This window comes from Novosphingobium sp. BL-52-GroH (assembly GCF_044813085.1).
Classification (GTDB): Bacteria; Pseudomonadota; Alphaproteobacteria; order Sphingomonadales; family Sphingomonadaceae; genus Novosphingobium.
In genome coordinates, this window is the sequence record NZ_CP171152.1 from 920,709 (window position 1) to 937,419 (window position 16,711).

General features: G+C 66.8%; 19 protein-coding genes and 1 tRNA gene. 6 read left to right on the forward strand and 14 right to left on the reverse strand.

Features of this window, described 5'->3' with window-relative positions; translation table 11 throughout:
* Positions 1-46 precede the first annotated feature (46 nt).
* Positions 47-871 carry a hypothetical protein gene (locus ACFFDA_RS17010; protein WP_404481975.1) on the forward strand — a complete coding sequence of 275 codons (825 nt, stop codon included), beginning with the start codon at positions 47-49 and terminating at the stop codon, positions 869-871.
* A gap of 275 nt (positions 872-1,146) precedes the next feature.
* Here ACFFDA_RS17010 and ACFFDA_RS17015 read toward each other — a convergent pair whose 3' ends face one another.
* From ACFFDA_RS17015 to ACFFDA_RS17055, 9 genes are all read right to left on the reverse strand, one after another.
* Positions 1,147-1,632, reverse strand: a complete 486-nt coding sequence (locus ACFFDA_RS17015; RefSeq protein ID WP_404481976.1) for a DUF4262 domain-containing protein — start codon at positions 1,630-1,632, stop codon at positions 1,147-1,149.
* Positions 1,633-1,749: 117 nt separating this feature from the next.
* The gene (locus tag ACFFDA_RS17020; protein WP_404481977.1) at positions 1,750-2,022 is read right to left on the reverse strand and encodes an HU family DNA-binding protein; all 273 of its coding nucleotides are present in this window, start codon (positions 2,020-2,022) and stop codon (positions 1,750-1,752) included.
* Positions 2,023-2,441: 419 nt separating this feature from the next.
* Positions 2,442-2,810 (reverse strand): 50S ribosomal protein L19, encoded by a 369-nt coding sequence (gene rplS, locus ACFFDA_RS17025; protein WP_404481978.1) that lies wholly within the window; start codon positions 2,808-2,810, stop codon positions 2,442-2,444.
* A 40-nt stretch (positions 2,811-2,850) separates the two neighbouring features.
* Positions 2,851-3,552, reverse strand: a complete 702-nt coding sequence (trmD, locus tag ACFFDA_RS17030; protein WP_404481979.1) for a tRNA (guanosine(37)-N1)-methyltransferase TrmD — start codon at positions 3,550-3,552, stop codon at positions 2,851-2,853.
* Positions 3,553-3,706: 154 nt separating this feature from the next.
* On the reverse strand, positions 3,707-4,222 hold the full coding sequence (gene rimM, locus ACFFDA_RS17035) for a ribosome maturation factor RimM (RefSeq protein WP_404481980.1): 516 nt from the start codon (positions 4,220-4,222) through the stop codon (positions 3,707-3,709).
* A 3-nt stretch (positions 4,223-4,225) separates the two neighbouring features.
* Positions 4,226-4,660 carry a 30S ribosomal protein S16 gene (gene rpsP / locus ACFFDA_RS17040; protein WP_404481981.1) on the reverse strand — a complete coding sequence of 145 codons (435 nt, stop codon included), beginning with the start codon at positions 4,658-4,660 and terminating at the stop codon, positions 4,226-4,228.
* Positions 4,661-4,698: 38 nt separating this feature from the next.
* Entirely contained in the window at positions 4,699-6,171 is a 1,473-nt protein-coding gene (gene ffh, locus ACFFDA_RS17045; RefSeq protein WP_404481982.1) for a signal recognition particle protein, read from the reverse strand.
* A gap of 175 nt (positions 6,172-6,346) precedes the next feature.
* Positions 6,347-6,422: transfer RNA gene (locus ACFFDA_RS17050), tRNA-Ala, on the reverse strand.
* A gap of 276 nt (positions 6,423-6,698) precedes the next feature.
* On the reverse strand, positions 6,699-7,019 hold the full coding sequence (locus ACFFDA_RS17055; protein WP_404481983.1) for a TIGR02300 family protein: 321 nt from the start codon (positions 7,017-7,019) through the stop codon (positions 6,699-6,701).
* Between the two features lie 233 nt (positions 7,020-7,252).
* Here ACFFDA_RS17055 and aroA point away from each other — a divergent pair, with 233 nt between their 5' ends.
* Both aroA and ACFFDA_RS17065 read left to right on the forward strand, forming a co-directional pair.
* Positions 7,253-8,593 (forward strand): 3-phosphoshikimate 1-carboxyvinyltransferase, encoded by a 1,341-nt coding sequence (gene aroA, locus ACFFDA_RS17060; protein ID WP_404482774.1) that lies wholly within the window; start codon positions 7,253-7,255, stop codon positions 8,591-8,593.
* Complete coding sequence (locus ACFFDA_RS17065; RefSeq protein WP_404481984.1) at positions 8,590-9,225, forward strand: (d)CMP kinase; 636 nt, start codon at positions 8,590-8,592, stop codon at positions 9,223-9,225. Before aroA ends, ACFFDA_RS17065 begins: the two co-directional genes overlap by 4 nt.
* On the opposite strand, the gene ACFFDA_RS17070 is transcribed toward ACFFDA_RS17065, so the two are convergent.
* Positions 9,207-10,013 (reverse strand): aspartyl/asparaginyl beta-hydroxylase domain-containing protein, encoded by an 807-nt coding sequence (locus ACFFDA_RS17070; protein ID WP_404481985.1) that lies wholly within the window; start codon positions 10,011-10,013, stop codon positions 9,207-9,209. The two genes, ACFFDA_RS17065 and ACFFDA_RS17070, sit on opposite strands and share 19 nt — an antisense overlap.
* A gap of 313 nt (positions 10,014-10,326) precedes the next feature.
* Here ACFFDA_RS17070 and rpsA point away from each other — a divergent pair, with 313 nt between their 5' ends.
* The 3 genes from rpsA (at position 10,327) to gloB (ending at position 13,593) form a co-directional block, all read left to right on the forward strand.
* Positions 10,327-12,039 (forward strand): 30S ribosomal protein S1, encoded by a 1,713-nt coding sequence (rpsA, locus tag ACFFDA_RS17075; protein WP_404481986.1) that lies wholly within the window; start codon positions 10,327-10,329, stop codon positions 12,037-12,039.
* Positions 12,040-12,321: 282 nt separating this feature from the next.
* Complete coding sequence (locus ACFFDA_RS17080) at positions 12,322-12,723, forward strand: VOC family protein (protein ID WP_404481987.1); 402 nt, start codon at positions 12,322-12,324, stop codon at positions 12,721-12,723.
* Between the two features lie 99 nt (positions 12,724-12,822).
* The gene (gene gloB, locus ACFFDA_RS17085; protein WP_404481988.1) at positions 12,823-13,593 is read left to right on the forward strand and encodes a hydroxyacylglutathione hydrolase; all 771 of its coding nucleotides are present in this window, start codon (positions 12,823-12,825) and stop codon (positions 13,591-13,593) included.
* Between the two features lie 42 nt (positions 13,594-13,635).
* Here the strand turns inward: gloB and ACFFDA_RS17090 are convergent, their stop codons facing one another.
* From ACFFDA_RS17090 to ACFFDA_RS17105, 4 genes are all read right to left on the reverse strand, one after another.
* The gene (locus ACFFDA_RS17090; protein ID WP_404481989.1) at positions 13,636-13,824 is read right to left on the reverse strand and encodes a hypothetical protein; all 189 of its coding nucleotides are present in this window, start codon (positions 13,822-13,824) and stop codon (positions 13,636-13,638) included.
* A 54-nt stretch (positions 13,825-13,878) separates the two neighbouring features.
* Complete coding sequence (locus ACFFDA_RS17095; protein WP_404481990.1) at positions 13,879-15,294, reverse strand: hypothetical protein; 1,416 nt, start codon at positions 15,292-15,294, stop codon at positions 13,879-13,881.
* A 287-nt stretch (positions 15,295-15,581) separates the two neighbouring features.
* Positions 15,582-16,169: a hypothetical protein gene (locus tag ACFFDA_RS17100; protein WP_404481991.1), complete on the reverse strand. Its 588-nt coding sequence runs from the start codon at positions 16,167-16,169 to the stop codon at positions 15,582-15,584.
* Entirely contained in the window at positions 16,162-16,656 is a 495-nt protein-coding gene (locus ACFFDA_RS17105) for an ATPase (protein ID WP_404481992.1), read from the reverse strand. The genes ACFFDA_RS17100 and ACFFDA_RS17105 overlap by 8 nt, the downstream gene beginning before the upstream one ends.
* Between the last annotated feature and the right edge of the window lie 55 nt (positions 16,657-16,711).

Sequence of the window (16,711 nt, forward strand, 5' to 3'; positions counted from 1 at the left end):
CCGGAACATCGGGACGGGCGCGGCACCGGGCATGGGAGGGGAAGACATGAAGACACGGCATCGCAATCCGATCGGCCGGGCACTGGCCGTCGCCGCGCTGGCACTGCTCGCGGCCGCATGCATCTTCGCGCCGGGAAAATTCACGTCGCAGCTCGACCTCAGGAAGGATCGCGGATTCGCGTTCCGCTATACCGGCGAGATCCTGATGATCCCGCTGATGAAGACGGACAAGCCCGCGCCCTTCGAGCCCACGGCCTGCACCAACGAGGATAGCCTGGAGGAACGCGACTGCACCGCCGACGAACTGGCGCAGCAGAAGGCCGATTGGGAAAAGACCCGCGACGAGAAAAGGAAGAGCGACGCACAGGCCGCGCAGATGCTGCTGGGCGGCATCGATCCCAGCAACCCGGAATCGGGCAAGGAACTCGCCGCCAAGCTCCGTCGCCAGGCGGGCTGGAAGAAAGTCGAGTACCTTGGCGACGGCAAGTTCGACGTCGACTTCGCCGTTTCCGGCAAGCTCGACCACGACTTCGTGTTCCCGACCTTCGAAGGCTTTCCGATGAGCAACGCCTTCGTCCAGGTCTTCGCGCGCCAGGACGGTACCGTGCGCATCGACGCACCGGGCTTCGGGCCACAAGGCGGCGGACAGGCGATGGCCGGAATGATGTCGGGCATGTCGCCCGGCAGCGACAGCGGCGAAGGTCCGACCAGCCTGGCGGACGGCAGCTTCGCCCTGGTCACCGACGGCGAGATCCTCGCCAACAACACCGACGAAGGCGCAGTCGCGGGCCCGGGTGGCAAAGTGCTGTCGTGGAAGGTCAATGCCCGCACTCCCGCCGCACCGACGGCATTGGTGAAGTTGCGCCCCTGAGATGCCCGGGACGGCTCGACGTCCGGGAGATGGCGAGGCGTCCGGCCCGCAGCATACTTGAAGGACGCGAGCACCGGACGCGCGGTAAAGGCTCGTCTTCAGGCTACCAGGCAGTTGCTCGGTCCCGTCCTGCCGTGCCGCCCTTCCCCCTTCTCCGAAGCGTCATTGGCCCCGCCGCAATGACGAGATGCGCGTCCATCCAACCGGACATCGCTCTAATGCGATAGGACCTTGCAGCTCAGGGGCCGCGCGCGAGGCGCCCCGAAAACGACCACCTAGCCGGACGGCTCGTACAGCAAGGGCTGCATGGACCGGCAGAAGTCGCTGCAACCCTCGTCCCACGGAAAGCGTCCGTTCTCATCGGCCCAGAAAAGCTGATATACCGGCATCGGCCCGATGGAGCCGGCATTGTCGCGGCAGATCAGGGCATGCTCGAAAAGATCTTCGGTCAACCGGCCAGGGTTTACGAACCGTCCGACGATATCGTGCCCGTTCCATTCGATCGGCCAGACTTGCCCATCCTCCAGGGCCCGGCCATCCTCGATCGCATCGACGACAAGGTCGAAAACCTGCGGCGCCACGCGCAGGGCGGTCGCCTGGACTCCGAAGGCGACCAGTTCCGGCAGGCCGAAGTTGATCGACCAGCCGTACGTGTGACAATGGCTGCGTTCGAGGTGGTCGATGCCGATCACGAAGGCCATCCCGCCGCCATCCTTCTCGAACGTCTCGATGACGGCCCGCCGCTCTTCTTCCCCGATCACGTGTCATTCCTCCCGTGCGTGTCCCATCTGCCCCAACAAAAAACGCCGCGCCGGCCCGGTGGGGCTGGCGCGGCGTGTTCGGGTCGACCTGCGAGGCGTTACAGGCCGCCTGCCGTCTTAGTTGACGGCGTCCTTGAGGCCCTTGCCTGCCTTGAACTTCGGCTGTGCCGAAGCCTTGATTTCCATCGGCTCACCGGTGCGCGGGTTGCGGCCGGTCGACGCCTTGCGCTTGGCCACCGAGAACGTGCCGAAGCCGACGAGGCGCACTTCGTCACCCTTCTTCAGCGAGCCCGAGATGGCGTCGAACACGCCTTCAACGGCCTTGGTGGCGTCGCTGCGGGTCAGACCGCTCGAATCGGCAACTGCGCTGATGAGATCGTTCTTGTTCATTATGGGAACCCCCTTACCTTTCAGTGGAGCGGATAGTGATGCAATTTCAAATTCGCCTCTGGAGCGGCGACGGAATTGAGCGGGTTTTGCGCGAGGTGGCAAGGCCTAAACAGGTTCAAAACTCGCAGTTTATCGCGTTTTTCCGCCATTTTCACAGAGACCTACATGCTGCGGCGCAGCATCCGCGCAAGTGCGATGCATCGACTCGCAGTCGAGGCATTTCAAGGGGCTTCGGCAATTGCCACCAGCGGAAACGGACGCGATGTCCCTCGACGATGCGAGCGGGTCGATGCGACGGACCGGACGGTAAAAACCTCCGATCCGGATCGAGATGCGGAAGCGAGGCACAAAAAAAGGCGGTCCGAACACGAACCGCCTCCTTGTGCGGCCCGGTCTGAAGACCGGGCCTTGGCCGCAGCTTACGCCTTGGCGTCGTTGACGCGACGCTCGGCGATGCGGGCGCGCTTGCCGGTACGACCACGCAGGTAGTACAGCTTGGCACGACGCACGACGCCGCGGCGGACCACGGTGATCGAATCGATGTTCGGCGAGTAGAGCGGGAACACGCGCTCCACGCCTTCGCCGAAGCTCATCTTGCGCACGGTGAAGTTCGAACCCATGCCACGGTTCGAGCGCGCGATGCACACGCCCTCGTAAGCCTGGACGCGGGTACGGGTGCCTTCGACGACCTTCACGCCGACGCGGACGGTGTCGCCCGGACGGAATTCAGGGATATCCTTGCCGGCCTTGGCAATTTCCTCGGCCTCGATCTGCTGAATCAGGTTCATGAACCCAAGTCCTCTTTTCATGCCGCGCGCCAGAGGCAGACTAGACCCGAGCGTCCCTGTGACGCTCCCATAGGTCAGGCCTGCGTAACCGTGTATCGTCATCCGCCTGCCGTTTCCGCCAGGCGGCGATCTTCGCGTGATCCCCCGATCGCAGCACTTCAGGGATCTCGCGCCCTTCCCACGAGGTGGGCCGGGTGTAGTGCGGGTATTCGAGAAGACCGTCCTCGAACGATTCCTCGGCCCCGCTGGAAGCCGCGCCCATTACGCCGGGAAGCAGGCGAATGCAAGCATCGAGAACCATCAAAGCGGCGCATTCTCCACCCGACAGGACGATGTCGCCGACCGAAACCTCCTCGACCTCGCGCCCGGCGAAGATGCGCTCGTCGAAACCCTCGAACCGGCCGCACAGGATGGTGACGCCGGGCCCCGCCGCCAGTTCGCGGATGCGGGCCTGGCTGATGGGTTTTCCCCGCGGCGTCATGGCCAGCACCGGAGCCTTCGGCGAGAGGCTGCGGGCATGGTCGATCGCCGCGGCGAGCACGTCGACCTTGAGCACCATCCCTGCCCCGCCGCCCGCCGGCGTATCGTCGACGGTGCGGTGCTTGTCGGTGGCGAAGTCGCGGATCTGCACGGGGGTCATCGACCACTTCCCCTCCGCCATCGCGCGCCCGGCAAGGCTGACGCCCAGCGGGCCGGGGAACATGTCTGGGTAGAGAGTGAGGACGGTGGCGGCGAAAGTCATGGTTCGGCCCAATGGCCCTTTTCGATCACCTGCGCAATGTGGCCGCGTTCGGGGTGCTCGTAAGGGCTGGGATAGGAAAGCGAGCCCTCGCGCAGCCCCCAGACCCTGGCAGAAGCGGGGAACGGTCTCGCGATGGCAAGGCCCGCCGGACGCATCACTCCTGCGCGAAGGCCGCGTTGATGACGATGCGCGTCTCGTCCCATTCGGGCACCGCCGCGGAGGTCATCGGCACCATGAAGCGCTTTGCCTTGCCGTCAGGCCCTGCAGGCCGTTCGATCTCGATCACATCGCCGGCACCGAAGTTCTCGACCGCGATGCACAGGCCCAATGCTTCGCCCGTGTCAGACACCGCGGGCAGGCCGAGCAGGTCGGCGTGGTAGTATTCGCCCTCCTCCAGCGCCGGCATCGAGGCGCGGGGGACGGTGAGCGCGGTGCCGCGCATCTTTTCAGCCGTAGTGCGGTCGGTGATTTCGGCGAAGCGGGCGATGGCGCCGCCCTTGCCGTCATCCTTCAGCTTGGAAACCGTCAGGCTGGAATCGTTGAAGGCGCGGTAGCGCTTGAGCGCGGCCACGCCTTCTCCGAACAGCTTGAGGCGAACTTCGCCCGTCACGCCGTGCGCGCCGGTGATGGCGGCGAGCGTGACGGGGCGATTGTTGCCGGAAGTCGACAAGGCTCAGGCCTCGGTCGATTCCTCTGCCGCAGCCTCCTCGGCCGGGGCTTCTGCAGGAGCGGCAGCAGCGGCTGCGGCCTCGGCAGCGGCTTCCTCGGCTTCGCGCAGCTTGGTGGCGCGGTCTTCAGCGCGGTCCTTGGCCTTCTTGCCCGGCTCGGCCTTGTTCGGGTTCACCGTGGCGGTGCGCTCCTTGATCCCGGCCTTGTCGAGCATGCGCGCGACGCGGTCGGTCGGCTGGGCGCCGACGCCGAGCCAGTAGCGGACGCGGTCTTCGACGATGCGCACGCGGTTCTCGTCATCCTTGGCGAGGACCGGGTTGTAGGTGCCCACCTGCTCCAGATAGGCGCCGTCGCGCGGGGCGCGCGAGTTGGCGACGACGATCTTGTAGTAGGGGCGCTTCTTGGCACCACCGCGCGAAAGACGGATCGAGACGGACATGCTGTTACCTTTCTTCTAAATCTTCGGAATATCTGAATTTATTTCTTGAGAAACTTGCTGAGGTCGGGGCCGCCCGGACCACCGAGGCCGGGCATTCCACCGCCGCCCAGGCCACCTAGGCCGCCACCGAGGCCCTGGCCGCCCAGCCCCGGCATAGCGGCGTCGAGGCCGCCCTTGCCGAACATCGCGGCCAGCCCCTTGAGGCCGCCCATCTTCTTGATCTGCTTCATGGCCTTGGACATCTCCATGTGCATTTTCAGCAGCTTGTTGACGTCCTGAACCTGCGTGCCCGAGCCGTTGGCGACGCGAATCTTGCGCTTGGCGTTAAGCAGCGCGGGGTTGACGCGCTCCTTCGGGGTCATCGAACCGATGATCGCGTCCATGCGCAGTAGCACGCGGTCGTCCATGCCCGACGCCTGCATCGCCGCCTTGGCCTTCTTCATGCCAGGCATCATGCCCGCCAGCATGCCCAGGCCACCCATCGACTGCATCTGCTTCAATTGCATGCGCAAGTCGTTCATGTCGAACTTGCCCTGGTCCATGCGCTTGGCGAGCGCTTCGGCGTCCTCGGCCTTGACCGCTTCGGCGGCCTTTTCGACCATCGAGACGATGTCGCCCATGCCCAGGATGCGGTTCGCGACGCGGCTGGGGTGGAAGACCTCGAGGGCCTCCATCTTCTCGCCGGTGCCTGCGAACTTGATCGGTTTGCCGGTGACGGCGCGCATCGACAGCGCCGCACCGCCGCGCGCATCGCCGTCCATGCGGGTCAGCACGACGCCGGTGAGGTCGACTTGCCCTGCGAACGACTGGGCGACGTTCACCGCGTCCTGGCCGGTCAGCGAATCCACGACGAGCAGCGTCTCGCGCGGGGTCGAGATGGCGGCGACCGCCTTCATCTCGTCCATGAGCTGCTGGTCGACGTGGAGACGACCGGCAGTGTCGAGCAGCAGCACGTCGACCGCCTGGAGGCGCGCGGCCTGCATGGCGCGGGTGGCGATCTCCGTGGGCTGCTGACCGGCGATGATCGGGAGCGTGGCGACGCTCACCTGCTCGCCCAGCACCTTGAGCTGCTCCTGCGCCGCCGGACGGTTCACGTCCAGCGAGGCCATCATCACCTTCTTGCCCTGCTTCTCCTTGAGGAGCTTGGCGATCTTGGCGGTGCTGGTGGTCTTGCCCGAGCCCTGGAGGCCGACCATCATGATGACGATCGGCGGCACCGCCTCGAGGTCGAGGCCGGGAACGTCGTCGCCGCCGAGCATGTCGACCAGCGCGTCGTTGACGATCTTGACGACCTGCTGGCCCGGCGTGACCGAGCGCAGGACGTTCTGGCCTACGGCCTTTTCAGTGACCTGGTCGATGAAGCGGCGCACGACCGGGAGCGCGACGTCGGCCTCGAGAAGCGCGATGCGCACTTCGCGCATGGCGTCGAGGACGTCCTGCTCCTTGAGCGCGCCACGGCCGCGCAGCTTGTCGAACACACCACCAAGGCGGTCTGAAAGGCTGTCGAACATGGGCCGCTCACTCCATTCAAGGCCGGGGAGATCAAGCCCGGCGCACGAAACGCAAAAAACGCCGGTGGGCGAAACCTCGCTGACCGGCGTGCATGACTTTATGCGAAAAACGCCGGCGGACGAAACCTCGTCAACCAGCGTGTCGCAATCATGCGAAACATCAATGTTTTTGAAATGGTGGAGCCTAGCGGGATCGAACCGCTGACCTCCTGCATGCCATGCAGGCGCTCTCCCAGCTGAGCTAAGGCCCCAATCATTTCAAGCAGTTGACCCTGGGAGGATCGACCGTTTCCCGTGCTTCGCGGCGTTCCGTAGAGGCCGTTCCGCTTGGGAGGCCGCCATCTAGTGGCGGTCGGAAATGTTGGCAAGAGAAAAAATCGATGGCGCCGAATTTTTTATCCGGCGCCTGAAACGTCGTTCCGGTCTCGACCCGGAACCGTGGGCGGAGCATCAGGAGGTGGCTCTCGGCGAGGCCACGCCTGAAGACTTGCCCACGGGCCCGGATCAGGTCCGGGACGACGGCTACATCAGTTGTCGATGTCGTTGTCGTCGTCGGCCGAGGCGATGCCGAGGTCGTCGTCGCCACCGAGGTCCACGTCGTTGTCCGGCGAATCGCCGTCCTCGTCGATGTCCAGATCCTCTTCGGCCAGGTCGGCGTCCTCGCGCTCGACGACTTCCTTCTTCTGGATTTCCTCATACGGAATCGGCTGCTTCGACTTCAACACCGGCTCCGGGTGCCAGGTGTTGCCGCACTCGATGCAGGTGACCGGGTCGTCCTTGCCCAGGTCGTAGAAGCGGGTGCCGCATTTCGGGCAGCCGTGCTTGGCGCCCCATTCAGGCTTGGCCATGGAAAGTCCTCGTCTAGCCCGTCCCAAATGGCGCGGGCGTATAATTTCGTGTCTTGATGGTGAGGCGGGCCCACAAGGTCAAGCACGGCGAAACCGCGCGTACTTGCCCCATCAGGGCGCGCGCCTTGCCATAGGCGGCACGCGCTGTCAAAAGCCGGCCGGATTTTCGCCTCCCCCGCCTTTCGCCCCGCCCTTCGGAAAGACCTGATCCCGTGAGCCATGATTCCTCCGCCATGCGTCCCCGCCGCTTCCTGCCCGCAGGCCCTCTCAAGGGGCGAATCCGCGTGCCGGGAGACAAGTCGATCAGCCACCGCTCGATCATGCTCGGCGCGCTGGCCGTCGGCGAGACGCGGGTGACCGGCCTGCTGGAGGGCGAGGACGTGCTGGCCACCGCCGCCGCAATGCGCGCGATGGGCGCGAGCGTGAAGCGCCTCGACAAGGGCAACTCGGGGGCGGAATGGGTCATCAACGGCGTGGGCGTCGGCGCCCTGCTCCAGCCCGAGGCGCCGCTCGACATGGGCAACTCGGGCACGTCGACGCGCCTGCTGATGGGCCTCGTCGCCAGCCATCCGATCACCGCGACCTTCACCGGCGACGGCTCGCTGTCGAAGCGGCCGATGGGCCGGGTAATCGATCCGCTCACCACCATGGGCGCCAGCTTCGAGGCATCGGCAGGCGGCCGCCTGCCGCTGATCCTCAAGGGCGCCGACACCCCGGTGCCGATCACGTACCGCCTGCCGGTCGCCTCGGCACAGGTGAAGAGCGCGATCCTGCTCGCAGGGCTCAATACCCCGGGCATCACGACCGTGATCGAGCCCGTACCGACCCGCGACCACTCCGAACGGATGCTGCGCGGATTCGGCGCGGACATCACGGTCGAGACCGATGCCGACGGCGCCCGCGTCATCTCCATCCGCGGCGAAGCGGAACTCAGGCCCCAGACCATCGAGGTTCCCGGCGACCCGTCCTCCGCCGCCTTCTTCATCGTCGCCGCGCTGGTCGTGCCGGGCAGCGAAGTCCTGATCGAGAACGTCGGCCTCAACCCCACCCGCGCCGGCATCATCGAAGTGCTGCGCCTAATGGGCGGCTCGATCGAGGAGGTTTCCCCACGCGAAGTGGGCGGCGAGCCGGTGGCCGACCTGCTGGTGCGCCATTCCGCGCTCAGGGGCATCGCGGTCGACCCGGCGATCGTGCCCAGCATGGTCGACGAGTTCCCGGCCCTCTTCGTCGCCGCCTCGCTGGCGGAAGGGGTGACCACCACCAGTGGCCTGGAGGAACTGCGCGTCAAGGAATCGGACCGCATCTCAGTCATGGCGACCGCCCTCGCCGCCGCCGGGGCGCGCGTCGAGGAGCGCGAGGACGGCCTCGTCATCACCGGGACCGGCGGCGAGCCGCTGGTCGGCACCAACGGCGCGATCGCCACCCACCTCGACCACCGGATCGCCATGTCGATGGCCATCGCCGGCCTCGTGAGCCGCACGGGCGTCGAAGTGGACGACACCCGGCCGATCGCCACCAGCTTCCCGGTGTTCGAGAGCATGCTGGCCCAGTTGGCAACGGACCTGGCCGCATGATTATCGCCGTCGACGGCCCCACCGCCTCGGGCAAGGGCACGATCGCCAAGGCGCTGGCGGCGCACTTCGGCCTGCCGCATCTCGACACCGGCCTCCTCTACCGCGCGGTCGGGCGCCAGTGCCTGCTCGACGGCGGCGACCCGGACGATGCCGTGGCGGCGCTGGCCGCCTGTGCCTTTCCCGAAAGCCTGCTGCTCGATCCCGAACTGCGCTCCGAGGCGACCGGAGGCCTCGCCAGCCGCGTCTCGGTCCACCCGACGGTGCGCCGGGCCCTCTACGAGCGCCAGCACGCCTTCGCCACGCAACCGGGCGGTGCCGTGCTGGACGGGCGCGACATCGGCACCGTGATCGCGCCGGAAGCCGAGGCCAAGCTGTTCGTCACCGCCTCGGTCGAGGCGCGGGCAAAGCGCCGCTACCTGGAAATGCACGCGCAGGGCCGCGAGATCACCCTGGAAGCCATCGCCGCCGATCTCGCCGCCCGCGACGAACGCGACAGATCGCGCAAGGACGCCCCGCTCGTGGCCGCCCGCGACGCGGTTCCCCTCGACACATCGGAACTCAAGCGCGAGGAAGCCATCGCGGCGGCCATCGCCGCCGTCGAGGCCCGGCTGGATCAGCCCGCGGTCACCTGACCCCGATCCCGGTCGCGCCAGCGCTGCACCCCTGCCCGCGCATCCTGCACGAAGCGGGAGCGGCGCACGCCTTCGAGGAACAGGCTGCCGACGATCCACCCGATCGGGCCGACCGGCCGCTTGAACTGCACCAGCAGGACGATGCGGGTCTCGTCGCTCTCGTTGACCACCTCGTGGTTGTAGACGTCGTCGAAGACCAGGCACCTGCCCTCCTGCCACTCCAGCCAGTCGTCGACCACGCGCATCCGGCACTTGGCGGATTCGCGCGGGACCTGGATTCCCAGGTGGCAGGTCAGGAAAGCTTTCGACACGCCCGTATGCGCCGGGATGTGCGTCCCCGGGACCAGCACCGAGAAGAACGCGGAATTGAGCCCCGGCACCCGCGACAGCAGTTCGGAGGTGCGCGGGCAGGCCTTGCAGTTCTCCTCGTCGCGATAGCGGTAGCCGACGAGGAAGTACGAGCGCCAGCGGCCGGCGGGCGCGATGCGGCGATGATCGGGAGAGATCGTCGCGAGAGGCGGTATCTCCTCGAGGTCCCGGAGCGCGGCGGCCGCCTCCGCGCGGATCGCTTCCCAGTTGTCCTCCAGCAAGCGCGTCCAGGCGAAGGCCCCTTCCGGATAGACCGGCACGTCGGGAACGCGCGAACTGCGCGAGATCAGCCGGTTGACGCGCGGCTGGGCCCATTTGCCGAACCGCATGATGAGCGGGAGCTTGGGAATCAACGCCTTGCTGGGCGCAAGCGTGGCATCGATGGCATCGGGTATCGGGGTCGCAGCAGCGTCCGCCATCACACTTCCCTGCAAAGTCGTTCCGGGTCTCCGGTTGATGCCGCCATTCCCCTTTCGAAACAAGGCCCGCGCCGCGCTTGCCCGGATGTCCCGCACGCTTCGGCCCGCCCATTTTTCTTGCATTTCCGTCCGCTCGGGCATAAGGGCCGCCGGTCCGGGAAGTGAGCAATCGCACCCCGGGCGCCGCGACCGGCATCCGGCCGCCGCGGCAGCTCGGCCCCTTTGGCCCGTGGCCGCATGGTGCGATGCCCACGGAGAAAAGACCGGCGGAACCAACCGCCAGGCCGGAAAATCGAACGAAGGAAATGTCTTAATGGCATCTGTTGCCAATCCGACTCGCGACGATTTCGCGAAAATGCTCGACGACCAGTTCGGCGGCGCCGCCGATGACGGCTTCGAAGGTCGCGTCGTCAAGGGCACCGTCACCGCCATCGAGAACGACAAGGCCGTCATCGACGTGGGCCTCAAGAGCGAAGGCCGCGTGAGCCTGCGCGAATTCGCCCGTGGCGAAGACGACCACGGCCTCAAGGTCGGCGACGAAGTCGAAGTCTATGTCGACCGCGTCGAGAACGCCGACGGCGAAGCGATGCTGTCGCGCGACCGCGCCCGCCGCGAAGCCGCCTGGGACAAGCTCGAGAACGAATTCGGTGAAGGCAAGCGCGTCGAAGGCGTGATCTTCGGCCGCGTCAAGGGCGGCTTCACCGTCGACCTCGACGGCGCCGTTGCGTTCCTGCCCGGCTCGCAGGTCGACATCCGCCCCGTGCGCGACGTCACCCCGCTGATGGATGTGCCGCAGCCCTTCCAGATCCTCAAGATGGACCGTCGCCGTGGCAACATCGTCGTGTCGCGCCGCGCCGTCCTCGAAGAGACCCGCGCCGAGCAGCGCAGCGAGCTGATCGACAAGCTGACCGAAGGCCAGGTCATCGACGGCGTCGTCAAGAACATCACCGACTACGGTGCGTTCGTCGACCTGGGCGGCATCGATGGCCTGCTCCACGTCACCGACATGAGCTACAAGCGCGTCAACCACCCGAGCGAAGTGATCGCCATCGGCGACACCGTGAAGGTGCAGATCATCCGCATCAACTCGGAAACCCAGCGCATCAGCCTCGGCATGAAGCAGCTCGAGAGCGATCCGTGGGAAGGCGCAGCCGTCAAGTACCCCGTGGGCGCCAAGCTGTCGGGCACGGTCACCAACATCACCGAATACGGCGCCTTCGTGGAGCTGGAAGCCGGGATCGAGGGCCTCGTCCACGTTTCGGAAATGTCCTGGACCAAGAAGAACGTCCACCCCGGCAAGATCGTCTCGACCTCGCAGGAAGTCGAAGTCATGGTTCTCGAGGTCGACAGCGACAAGCGTCGTATCAGCCTCGGCCTCAAGCAGGCCCAGCAGAACCCCTGGGAAGCGTTCGCAGAGCGTCACCCGGTCGGCTCGCAGGTTGAAGGCGAAGTCAAGAACGCGACCGAGTTCGGCCTGTTCATCGGCCTCGACGGCGACGTCGACGGCATGGTCCACATGTCGGACATCGCCTGGGGCATCTCGGGTGAGGACGCGCTGGCCCTGCACCGCAAGGGTGAGCAGGTCTCGGCCGTCGTTCTCGACGTCGACGTCGAGAAGGAGCGCATCAGCCTCGGCATGAAGCAGCTCGAGCGTGGCGCTCCGGCGGCTGGCGGCGCTGCTGCCACCGGCGGCGAAGGCGGCCTGCGCCGTGGCCAGGTCACCACCGTGACCGTCCTCGAAGTCCGCGACGGCGGCCTGGAAGTCCAGGCTGGCGACGATGGTGCCACCGGCTTCATCAAGCGTTCGGACCTCGGCCGCGACCGCGACGAGCAGCGCCCCGACCGTTTCCAGGTCGGCCAGAAGCTCGACGCGATGGTCACCGGCTTCGATCGTTCGAAGAAGCCGAACTTCTCGGTCAAGGCTCGCCAGCTGGCCGAAGAGAAGGAAGCCGTGGAGCAGTACGGTTCGTCCGATTCGGGCGCATCGCTCGGCGACATCCTGGGCGAAGCGCTCAAGAACCGCTGATCGGATCGACCTTCGGCCAAGATCGAAGGTTGAAACGAGCAAGGCCCGTCCGGAGCGATCCGGGCGGGCTTTTGCTTTTTGCGAGAAAGAAAAAAGGTCTCACGCGAAGACGCGAAACGGACCTGTAGCGCCGCTGGCATTCGTCCACGCACGCATCCTGGATACCAAAGCGCCTGCGCCTCCTGCGCGAGAACTCTTCGCGGCTTGGCGTGCCCCCCCTTCTTCGCGGAACAATCGCGCCTACGCCCGCTTTGTGTCATGGAAGAGGCGAAGGAGTCCGCCATGCACGCCACCCCCTTCCTGATGTTCCAGGGCGATGCGCAGGATGCGCTGATGCTGTGGAAGCGCGCCTTTCCCGATCACCTCGAGGTGACCCCGCTCGAACACCACGGTCCCGGCGAGTTCGAAGGCAAGATCGCCCGCGCCCGCTTCGCGCTGGGCGGGACGCAGTGGCATGTGCTCGACAGCGACATTCCCCACACCTTCACCTTCACCCCCTCGACCTCGATCTTCGTCGACTGCGACGACGAGGCCCAGCTACGCCATGCCGCCAAGGTGCTGGGCAGCGACGGCAAGGTGATGATGCCGCTCAACGCCTACGAGTTCAGCGCCCTGTTCACCTGGGTCAGCGACGTCCACGGCGTGAGCTGGCAGCTCAACCTGCCCTTCCCGGACCCTTCCTGAGCGCTTGTTCGAAAACCCCGAAAGGGCATTTTGAACGGCGCTAGCCGGATTTTCAAACGGCCCCCGAGCGCCTACATCTCCATGGCAAGGAGAGGTCCCATGCTCGAAGTCCACCAGTTCGCCTGCCTGTCCGACAACTACGGCTATCTGCTCCACGACAGCGAAAGCGGCGAGACCGTGTGCGTCGACACGCCCGACGCCGACGAGTACTTGCGCCAGGCCGCGCACAAGGGGTGGCAGATCACCCAGATCTGGAACACCCACTGGCACCGCGACCACGCCGGCGGCAATTCGGCGATCAAGGCCGTCACCGGCTGCCGCGTGACCGCGCCGGCCGGCGATGCCGACAAGATCGAAGGGATCGACCGCACGGTCGGCCAGGGCGACGTCGTCACCATCGGCGATCGCCGCGCTTACGTGATCGACGTCGGCGGGCACACCAACGGCCATGTCGCCTATCACCTGCCGGGTGCGTGCCTTGCCTTCGTCGGCGATTCGCTGTTCGCGCTCGGCTGCGGGCGCATGTTCGAGGGGACGCCGGACCAGTTCTGGGCCTCGCTCAAGCGCCTGAAGGCGCTGCCCGGCGCGACCATGATCCATTGCGCGCACGAATACACCGCCGCGAACGCCCGCTTCGCGCTCCACGCCGATCCCGACAACGCCGAGTTGCAGGCCTACGCACAGGAAATCACCCGCCGCCGCGAGAAGGGCCTGCCCACCGTACCCGCCAAACTGGAACGCGAACTCGCAACCAACCCGTTCCTGCGCGCCGACGCCCCGGACATACAGGCCCGCTGGGCCCCGGCCGGACATCCCGGCGATGCCGTGGCAACGTTCGCGGCGCTCAGGAACGCGAAGGACGGGTTCTGACGATGCGTTGATCCGGCTATGCCCGGATTTTCAAACGGCCGGTCAGGTCTCCGGAAACGACTGTGTCCGGTTGAGGCGCTCCATCACTTCCTCGAGCGGCTCGACCACGGTGACCGCACGGCCTTCGCCGAAGCGGATGCGGGTGCCCTCGGACACTTGCGAGACGAACGTGACTTGTGCGGCGTTGATGGCGGTGGCGGTACGGTCGGTTCCCGTGAACTTGACGAACATGAACTGCCTCTCCTCTTCTTATGGAGGGACAGCGTAGAGCCTGGCTCGATTTCGTCAAACTCCCTTGGTGGCCGGCTTCCCGCAACCGCTGAACACGGCATGGACCTGGGGGCCCGCCTGGTCGTAGAGCGTAAAGCGTCGCACCCGCGCGCAGCCGCGCAAGTAGCGGTCGACGCGGCCGGTGAGGGCATCATCGACGACGGATATGGGCAGCGGCTCCTGGCGCACGACAATGGCAGGCCGCAGAGCGAGGACGCGGGAGATTTCCCTGTCCTGGTCGAACCCGGTCGCATGCGCCTCCGTGGCATCGTAGAGGTGTGGCGCGAAGGCCAGGGCGCTGGGCGGCGCCTGATCCGCCAGAACGTAGAGGTAGCTCGCCTGCCCCCAGACCAGCAGCCGACCGCCATCGGCCTGCTGCGCGACATAGCGGGCCAGTGCCGCCTCCGCCTCGCGGGCCCGCTCGCGGGTCGGCCAGTCCAGCGAAGTGGCATGCGGCAGGATCGAAGCGGCGAGGCCCGCCAGCGCGATCAGGCCCAGCGCGCCGCGCCGGTAGAGACCGCTGGCCAGCACGCACAGTGGCGGCAGGAGCGTCAGCAGGTAGTGGTTGAACAAGTTGGGATAGGCCAGCACCGCCGCCGTCGCCGCCATCGCCCACAGGCCCACGAACAGGGTCTCGGCCCGCGCCCCGTCCCGGCGCAGCGATACCAGACCCAGCACCGCGAATCCCACCGGCAAGGCCAGTTCCAGTCCGGCGATGCCGAGGCGCTGCGCATGTTCGCCACCGGACATGTAGCTGCGCGCCAGGTTGGAGCCGACCAGCGCCTGCGCGAAGGCCGTCGCCCCGTCGCCCATTCGGAACCACACCGCCCACGCCGCCAGCGGAAGCGCTCCGACCAGCGCCAGCACCAGCGCATGCCGCGCCACCCGCAGCGCGGGAGCGCCGTGCCCAAGCGCGAGGGCGCAATAGGCGAGGCCGAAGAACAGGCCCTCGATCGCGGCGGACTGCTTGACGCTGATCGCCAGCCCCGCGCAGAAGAAGCCCGCCAGCAGGGCGCGGTCCAACCGACCCTCGCGCACCAGCGGCAGGCGGGCGGCGAGGCTCCAGGCGCAGGCGATCACGAGCGGTTCGTAGAACACTTGCGCCTGCCCGTTCGCGCCCCCGAATTGCTGCAGCAGGACCAGGTAGGCAAGCCCTGCCGGCACAGCTCCGCGCCCGCCGCCACAGACCATCGCGAGGCGCGCTATGGCCCAGGCCCCCAGCGCGGTGGCGAGGGCGCCGGCGAGCTGGTAGCCGACAGGTCCCAGCCCGATGCCGTCGAACAAGGCATAGAGGTAGTAGAGCGAGGGTCCCTTGCGGTCCCAGATGTCGACGTACAGCCGCGCGCCCTGCCCCAGGCGATGACCGACGAGGGCGTAGAACTGGTCGTCGATCTCGTAGTTCCAGTCGCCCAGCAGTGGCAGGCGAAGCACCAGGGCGCCGGCGAGGAACAGCAGGAACGCAGCCCAGCGGCCTTCGCCAAGGCGGGAAAGGATCGACGTGTTGCGGATGGCCTGCCCCCTGTTGCGCCAGATACGTTGCGCCCGACACCGGGGCCCTTCCGCCCGGACGAAACGGCCTTTACCCGGGGAGGCGGAAACATTCCCTTTACGCCACCCTGTTGCTGGAAACTTCGCGGCCGAGAACTTCCCGGCCCCAACGCAAAAAAGCCCCCGTCACCTGGACGGAGGCTCATTTTGCCTGCCGGTATCGGCCCGGATCAGATCCCGGCGATCGCCTGGTCGACCAGCGCCTTGTCGGCCTGAGCCGAGTGGTTGGCGGCGATCAGGCCCCTGGCGGCAGCGGCAGCGGCAGCGGCAGCCTGGTTGCGCAAGTCGGTGATGGCGGCGAACTCGGCGGCGCCGATCTTGTCCTGCGCCATCTTCTCGCGGCGGGCGACCACCTCGACGGCATCCGTCTCGGCCTTGGCGACGATCGCTTCTGCTTCGTGGCGGGCATGGTCGAGCATGGCGACGGCGTCCTTTTCGGCGCCGGCGATCTTGTCCGCGTATTCCTTGCGCAGGGCTTCCGCCTCGGCACGCAGGGTCTTCGCTTCCGCGAGCTGCGCCTTGATCTCGGCGATCTTGGAGTCGAGCCCGCCGGTGACCAGCTTGGGCACGCCCTTCCACACCAGGATCGCGAGCAGCACGATCATCGAGGTGCTGACAACCGCGACCGGCGGCGCGAAGCCGAGGAACAGCGGTTCGGCATGATGCTCGGTGCCGGCAGTGTGAGCCGTCTCGGCGCCGGTGATCTCGGCACCTTCATGGTCGAGCCCATGCTCTACGGCGGCGTTGGCGTCAGCCATGGACCAGGTTCTCCTTCACCGCGCTGCGCACGGCAGCGTCGTCGAGCGTGAGGCCGGCGACGCGGCTGACGATGTCGCGCGTGACTTCGGCGGCAACGGCTTCCATGTCGTCGGCAGCGGCGCGGCGCGCGTCGGCGATGCGAGCCTCGGCGCCGGCGATGGTGGCATCGATGCCGGCCTGGGCGACGGCGAGACGCTGCGCGGTGGCGGCGGCGGCCTTGGCGCGCGCTTCTGCGATCAGCCCCTGCGCCTGGGCGCGGTTGGCGTTCTCACGGGTGCGCCATGCGGCTTCTTCCGCGTCGGCCTGGGCACGAGCGGCTTCGGCAGCCTTGAGGTCGTCGGCGATCTGCTTGTCGCGGCTCGCGACGGTGTCCATCACCTTCGGGACCATTCCGCGTCCGACGACGAAGAACGTGATACCGAAGAAGATCAGCAGCCAGAAAATCTGGCTGGAGTAGAACTCGCCTAGCTGTGCGATCTGAGGCATGGGTCAGCCCTGTCTCGAGGTTGCCGTGAAAAAATCTTGGACCGGGAAAGTCCCG

Coding starts and splice junctions, on each gene's coding strand:
- ACFFDA_RS17010 (WP_404481975.1), top strand. CDS start 47: ATGAAGACACGGCATCGCAATCCGATCGGCCGGGCACTGGCCGTCGCC.
- ACFFDA_RS17020 (WP_404481977.1), bottom strand. CDS start 2,022: ATGAACAAGAACGATCTCATCAGCGCAGTTGCCGATTCGAGCGGTCTG.
- rplS (WP_404481978.1), bottom strand. CDS start 2,810: ATGAACCTGATTCAGCAGATCGAGGCCGAGGAAATTGCCAAGGCCGGC.
- trmD (WP_404481979.1), bottom strand. CDS start 3,552: ATGACTTTCGCCGCCACCGTCCTCACTCTCTACCCAGACATGTTCCCC.
- rpsP (WP_404481981.1), bottom strand. CDS start 4,660: ATGTCCGTCTCGATCCGTCTTTCGCGCGGTGGTGCCAAGAAGCGCCCC.
- ffh (WP_404481982.1), bottom strand. CDS start 6,171: ATGTTCGACAGCCTTTCAGACCGCCTTGGTGGTGTGTTCGACAAGCTG.
- ACFFDA_RS17055 (WP_404481983.1), bottom strand. CDS start 7,019: ATGGCCAAGCCTGAATGGGGCGCCAAGCACGGCTGCCCGAAATGCGGC.
- aroA (WP_404482774.1), top strand. CDS start 7,253: ATGCGTCCCCGCCGCTTCCTGCCCGCAGGCCCTCTCAAGGGGCGAATC.
- ACFFDA_RS17065 (WP_404481984.1), top strand. CDS start 8,590: ATGATTATCGCCGTCGACGGCCCCACCGCCTCGGGCAAGGGCACGATC.
- ACFFDA_RS17070 (WP_404481985.1), bottom strand. CDS start 10,013: ATGGCGGACGCTGCTGCGACCCCGATACCCGATGCCATCGATGCCACG.
- rpsA (WP_404481986.1), top strand. CDS start 10,327: ATGGCATCTGTTGCCAATCCGACTCGCGACGATTTCGCGAAAATGCTC.
- ACFFDA_RS17080 (WP_404481987.1), top strand. CDS start 12,322: ATGCACGCCACCCCCTTCCTGATGTTCCAGGGCGATGCGCAGGATGCG.
- gloB (WP_404481988.1), top strand. CDS start 12,823: ATGCTCGAAGTCCACCAGTTCGCCTGCCTGTCCGACAACTACGGCTAT.
- ACFFDA_RS17090 (WP_404481989.1), bottom strand. CDS start 13,824: ATGTTCGTCAAGTTCACGGGAACCGACCGTACCGCCACCGCCATCAAC.
- ACFFDA_RS17100 (WP_404481991.1), bottom strand. CDS start 16,169: ATGGCTGACGCCAACGCCGCCGTAGAGCATGGGCTCGACCATGAAGGT.
- ACFFDA_RS17105 (WP_404481992.1), bottom strand. CDS start 16,656: ATGCCTCAGATCGCACAGCTAGGCGAGTTCTACTCCAGCCAGATTTTC.